Genomic DNA, 546 nt, shown 5'->3' on the forward strand with positions numbered 1-546 from the left:
GCGCGGCGGGCAGGTCCTCCCACGAGACCGAGGTGGGGGCCTTGGAGGTGGAGGGGTTCCAGGAGACGCCGTTCGCGTTCACGGTGAACGTGCCGATCTTGCGGCCGTTCCGCTTGACGGGGATCTCGAGGTCGACGGCACCGACCGGCAGTTCGGTGGCCACCTTCAGTGCGACGTCGTGGCTTGCCATGCTGGCTCCCGGGAGGAAGTGGGTTGATTGATGCTGAACACCATGAAACCACAGTTCTCTCGGAGTTCGCGCACCCGGAGTGCTTTCTCGGGGCGAACGGGTGGGGTTCTCCCGCGTTAGCGGACCGGTGTTCCGGGCCCTCGCACGGGAACCGAACGCGGTGCGCGGAGAATTCACCGCCGGCGGGTGCGGAGCACCGGCTCCCCGCGGAACGGCCGGTGGCGGGTGCGGGTGTTCCGGGAACGTGCCGGAGGAACACCGGCGGTGGTTCCGCGGGGTGTTCGCGGGGGAACGCGGCGATCCCCCGGGCGCCGCGCGCACCGGTTCGAACGGGTGGTGCGGGACCGGGGCGTGGC

1 pseudogene is annotated in these 546 nt (G+C 70.5%); it reads right to left on the reverse strand.

Annotated features, from left to right (window positions below):
- Nucleotides 1–190: pseudogene (locus tag GTR00_RS22370) on the reverse strand (Lsr2 family DNA-binding protein); the annotation flags it as partial.
- Nucleotides 191–546 lie beyond the last annotated feature (356 nt).

It is taken from the genome of Kineococcus indalonis (assembly GCF_009906395.1).
Taxonomy (GTDB): Bacteria; Actinomycetota; Actinomycetes; order Actinomycetales; family Kineococcaceae; genus Kineococcus; species Kineococcus indalonis.